The 4,740-nt window shown below is 62.0% G+C and carries 6 protein-coding genes; 4 read left to right on the top strand and 2 right to left on the bottom strand.

The window, feature by feature from the left end; all coding sequences use genetic code 11:
• On the bottom strand, positions 1-345 hold a 345-nt coding region (locus MPJ51_RS09130; protein ID WP_298385045.1), incomplete at its 3' end, for a hypothetical protein.
• Between the two features lie 213 nt (positions 346-558).
• On the opposite strand from MPJ51_RS09130, the gene MPJ51_RS09125 reads away from it, so the two are divergent.
• Positions 559-1,548 carry a glutathione S-transferase family protein gene (locus tag MPJ51_RS09125; protein ID WP_298385042.1) on the top strand — a complete coding sequence of 330 codons (990 nt, stop codon included), beginning with the start codon at positions 559-561 and terminating at the stop codon, positions 1,546-1,548.
• Here MPJ51_RS09125 and MPJ51_RS09120 read toward each other — a convergent pair.
• Positions 1,530-1,892, bottom strand: a complete 363-nt coding sequence (locus tag MPJ51_RS09120; protein ID WP_298385039.1) for a response regulator — start codon at positions 1,890-1,892, stop codon at positions 1,530-1,532. The genes MPJ51_RS09125 and MPJ51_RS09120 overlap by 19 nt on opposite strands.
• 187 nt (positions 1,893-2,079) lie before the next feature.
• On the opposite strand from MPJ51_RS09120, the gene cobD reads away from it, so the two are divergent.
• From cobD to MPJ51_RS09105, 3 genes are all read left to right on the top strand, one after another.
• Complete coding sequence (cobD, locus tag MPJ51_RS09115) at positions 2,080-3,042, top strand: threonine-phosphate decarboxylase CobD (protein ID WP_298385036.1); 963 nt, start codon at positions 2,080-2,082, stop codon at positions 3,040-3,042.
• Positions 3,039-3,959, top strand: coding sequence for an adenosylcobinamide-phosphate synthase CbiB (gene cbiB / locus MPJ51_RS09110; RefSeq protein ID WP_298385033.1), 921 nt, complete (start codon positions 3,039-3,041; stop codon positions 3,957-3,959). Before cobD ends, cbiB begins: the two co-directional genes overlap by 4 nt.
• Before the next feature lie 11 nt (positions 3,960-3,970).
• Positions 3,971-4,740 (top strand): lytic murein transglycosylase (locus MPJ51_RS09105; RefSeq protein ID WP_298385030.1); only part of this gene is annotated, 770 nt, incomplete at its 3' end.

Here is a 4,740-nt window from a genome sequence, read left to right as displayed (position 1 = left end):
GGTTCCAAGCAACGCAATCGGCGCATCCGGATCGCGATAGAAATCCAGCGGGGCCTTGTCGGCAGCGGCGGTTGAGCGCTTGAACTCATACCGCATCTCGCCTGCTTCTTCCTCATCCGCGATGATCAGGCACTGATACAGATGGTTGGCGCCGTCATAGATATCGACCAGCCCGCGCAGGCGGGGCGTGGTTGCGGCCTCGACCGAGAAGCCGTCTTTCCACAATGACAGGATTTTGAACGTATTGTCGCCCATTTCCACCCGCAAACGGCTGGCTTTCTTCAATGTGGCGATTCGTGCGGCATCCAGTTCAGCGCGCATTTCCTTTGAAACATAGGTACTCATACTAAACTCCCCCCTGACTTCCCTATATTGTGGACCTCCTTGTGTAAAAATCCAGTGAACAAGGTCACTTCGCCCACGCATGGGATAAGCTGTTGCCCAGACAGCCCAAGCGTCGGGTGTGCATCGGTGCAGACCCCCTGCGCGTGGGACACGATAGGCAGGGGCCGGGCGGTGCCCTAGCTTACGGGGCAAGATGGGAACGGAGGACCACCGATGGGATTGCTCGTAGACGGCGTCTGGCACGACCGCTGGTATGACACGAAATCAAACGACGGCGCATTCAAGCGATCCGCTGCGCAGTTTCGCAACTGGGTCACCGAAGACGGCAGCGCCGGGCCGTCTGGCCGGGACGGGTTCAAGGCCGAAAGCGGACGCTATCACCTCTATGTCAGCCATGCCTGCCCCTGGGCGCATCGCACCCTGATCTTTCGCGAACTGAAAGACCTGAGCGATCACATCCAGGTCTCGGTCGTGCATCCCGACATGCTGGACAAGGGCTGGACGTTCGAGACCGATGACAGCGGTGCAACCGGCGATCCGCTGTTCAACGCCGATTTTGCCCATCAGATTTATACCCACGCCGATCCCGCCTATTCCGGTCGGGTGACGGTGCCGATCCTTTGGGACAAGGACCAGCAGACCATCGTGTCGAACGAAAGCTCGGAAATCATCCGCATGTTCAATTCGGCCTTCGACGGGATCACCGGCAATACCGATGACTACTGGCCCGCACCCATGCGGGACGAGATCGAAGAGGTGAACGCCCGCATCTATTCCGACATCAATAACGGCGTCTACAAATCGGGTTTTGCCACCTCACAATCCGCCTATGAGGCCGCCGTTCACCCCCTGTTCGATACGCTTGACTGGCTTGAGGCGCGGCTGGCCACCAACCGCTATCTCATGGGTGACCGCATTACCGAGGCCGACTGGCGGCTGTTCACCACCCTGATCCGCTTCGATCCAGTCTATCACCTGCATTTCAAATGCAACCTCAGACGTCTGATCGACTATCCAAACCTGTGGGCCTACACGCGCGAGCTATATCAGTGGCCGGGCGTCTCGCAGACGGTGAATATGGATCACATCGTGCGCCACTATCACTACAGCCACGACAGCATCAATCCGCACCGCATCATCCCCGTGAACCCGGTCCTGGACTACATGCAGCCGCACGGGCGGGATCAGCGCCCCGCGGCGTAGTGTTCCACCATCGCCGCCAGATCCTCGGGCGGGGTGCTGCTTTGCACATAGGCGCAGGCATTGGGGCTGTGGGCAAAGATCGACCCGTCCGAGAAGAAGGTGGTGTTGGTGACAAAGATCACCCGCGTTTCCGGGCGGCGGTAGCTGGCGAAATCGGCCACCGCCAGCGCGCTGCCGCTTTCCAGCACCAGATCCAGAACGATAATATCGAACGCCGTGCCATAGAGCGCCAGAATCGCGGCCTCCTGCGTTTCCACAAGCGTCACCTCGGCCTCCTGCCTTTGCAGATGCCGTTGCCAAACCCGTCCAAGATCGGGGTTACTCTCAACAATCAGTACTTTCATTTGCAACAACCTCGGCACATGGCTAGGGTGAGTGGTGCCGATCCCCAATCTCCGTGATCACGTCATTTCGTTAACAAAGTGTTAACAATGCATGGAGCGGGCCCGGCTCACGCGGATTTGCTTGTGTAGAAGGCAAAAATCCGCTTGAAACGGGGAAAATCGACAGTTTCTCAGCAAAAGACCAGCAATGCAGCGACTCAATGATCTGAACCCGCGCGCCGCGCGTGACCATGGCGGTGGTCTGGATGCGGCCATGGCCGAATTTGGCGGCGACCGCGCCGATTGGCTGGACCTGTCGACCGGGATCAATCCCCTGCCCTATCCGGTGGAAAATCTGCGACCGTCGGACTGGACAGAGCTGCCCGATCACGGCGCGTTCAAGGCGCTGACCGCCGCCGCGCACCAATTCTGGCAGGTGCCCGAGGGCGCCGCGATTCTACCCGCACCCGGCGCCTCGGCCATCATCGCGCGCATTCCGGCGCTGGCCGCGACGGGGCGGGTGCAGATCACCATGCCCACCTATAACGAACACGCCGCCGCCTTTCGCGCGCAAGGCTGGCAGGTGCAGTCTGATGGCCCGGCAGACGCCCGCGTGATCGTGCATCCGAACAACCCCGATGGGCGTCTTTGGCAAGCCTCAGACGCTGACGCCCCGCTGACCATCATTGATGAGAGTTTCTGTGACGTCACTCCCGATGCGTCGCTGATCCATCTGGCGGGGCAGCCCGGTGTGATTGTCCTGAAAAGCTTTGGCAAATTCTGGGGGCTGGCGGGTCTGCGGCTGGGCTTTGCCATCGGTCAGCCCGAACTGATCGCGCGGCTGAACGACCTGACCGGCCCATGGGCCGTATCCGGCCCCGCCCTGCGGATTGGCGCCCGCGCGTTGCAGGATCAAGACTGGGCCGAGGCCACCCGCGCCCGTCTGGCGCAGAATGCCACCCGTCTGGATGGGCTGGTTACCGCTGCCGGTGCCGCACTGGTTGGCGGCACCGATCTGTTCCGCCTCTATCAGGTCGACAATGCCGCGCAATGGCAGGATCGGCTGGCCCGCGCCCATGTCTGGAGCCGCATCTTCCCCTATTCCGACAGCTTCCTGCGGCTGGGCCTGCCGCCAGCAGATGGCTGGCCCCGGCTTGAGGCCGCGTTGTGAGCACCCCTTTCCTGCTGGTCTGCGCCCTGTGTCTGGACGCTGCCTTGGGCGAGCCTGACTGGCTCTGGTCCCGTATCCGCCATCCTGCGGTGATGATCGGGAACGGGATTGGATGGCTGGACAAACGCCTGAACCAAGGCGCGCATCGGCGGGTGAAGGGCGTGGCAGTTACGATCCTGCTCGTCCTCGCCGCGCTGATATTGGGCCGGGCGCTGGCGGTCTTCGGCCCGCTGGTCGAGGTCGCAATCTGCGCCATCCTGCTGGCACAGAAATCACTGGTCGATCACGTGCGCGCCGTGGCGGATGGGCTACGTGTGTCCCTGCCCGAAGGACGCGCCAAGGTGGCCATGATCGTATCACGCGACACCCGGGACATGACACAAGCGCAAGTGGCAAGGTCCGCCATCGAAAGCGCCGCCGAGAACCTCAGCGATGGGGTCATCGCCCCGGCCTTCTGGTTCCTGATCGCCGGGCTGCCGGGGCTGCTGATCTACAAGGCCATCAACACCGCCGACAGCATGATCGGCTACCGCACTGAGAAGTATCGCGAATTCGGCTGGGCCTCGGCCCGACTGGACGATGCACTGAACCTGATCCCGGCACGGCTGACCTGTCTGATGATCATTGCCCTGTCGCGCCAATGGGCGCGCTGGCCCGAGATGGTTGCGGACGCCCGCCGCCATATCTCTCCCAATGCAGGCTGGCCCGAGGCCGCCATGGCCCGCGCGCTGAATGTCGCACTGGCCGGGCCGCGCAGCTATGACGGGCAGGTGCGCGATCTGGCTTGGGTCAACGGCGACGCCCCACGCGAAATCGGAGCATGGGAAGTTTTCCGCGCATGCGACATGCTTTGGAAGGTCTGGGGGCTTGCGCTTGGCCTCGTGTCGGTGTGGGTTGGGCTTAACTTCATATTCTGACGGACCTGCATATGCGTTTTCTCTCTGGCCTGATGGCCGCCGCCCTTTTCGCCTCACCCGCCCTTGCCCAATGCGGTGGCGGGTTCAATTCTTTCGTCAAGGGGCTGAAGACCGAGGCTGTCCAGCAAGGGTTTGACAAATCCACCGTGAACGCCTTTTTCAAGGGCGTGCAGCAGGACAATGCGGTGTTGAAGGCAGACCGCGCGCAGGGCGTGTTTCAGAGACCGTTCATAGACTTTTCCCGTCGCCTGATCTCACAAAACCGGATCGACCGGGGCAAGGCCATGTCGCGCAAATACGATGCGGTGTTTGACCGGATTGAACGGGAATACGGCGTCTCGCGCGGTGTGTTGCTGGCCTTCTGGGCGTTCGAGACCGACTACGGCGCGGTTCAGGGCGATTTCAACACCCGCAACGCGCTGGTGACGCTGGCCCATGATTGCCGCAGACCCGAACTGTTCCGGCCGCAGATTTTCGCCGCCCTCGAACTGTACAGCCAAGGCAATTTCGACCCGGCCCGCACCACCGGTGCCTGGGCCGGAGAGATCGGCATGGTCCAGATGCTGCCGCGCGACATTCTGGAAAACGGTGTGGACGGAGATGGCGATGGCACGGTGTCGCTGAAAACCTCAGCCCCGGATGCGCTGATGTCCGGGGGCAAGATGCTGTCGCATCTGGGTTGGCAACCGGGCCAGCCCTGGCTGCAAGAGGTCACGGTGCCCGCACAGATGGACTGGTCGCTGTCCGGCCCCGGCAAACCGCGTTCGGTCGCGGATTGGCA

This window comes from Ruegeria sp. (genome assembly GCF_028066395.1).
Lineage (GTDB): Bacteria > Pseudomonadota > Alphaproteobacteria > Rhodobacterales > Rhodobacteraceae > Ruegeria.
The sequence above is the reverse complement of the archived record's forward strand: the minus strand, read 5'-3'. Positions and strand labels throughout refer to the sequence as shown.

Bases quoted from the DNA above. Each gene is read 5' to 3' on its own strand.
- MPJ51_RS09125 (WP_298385042.1), top strand. From the start codon at position 559: ATGGGATTGCTCGTAGACGGCGTCTGGCACGACCGCTGGTATGACACG.
- MPJ51_RS09120 (WP_298385039.1), bottom strand. From the start codon at position 1,892: ATGAAAGTACTGATTGTTGAGAGTAACCCCGATCTTGGACGGGTTTGG.
- cobD (WP_298385036.1), top strand. From the start codon at position 2,080: ATGCAGCGACTCAATGATCTGAACCCGCGCGCCGCGCGTGACCATGGC.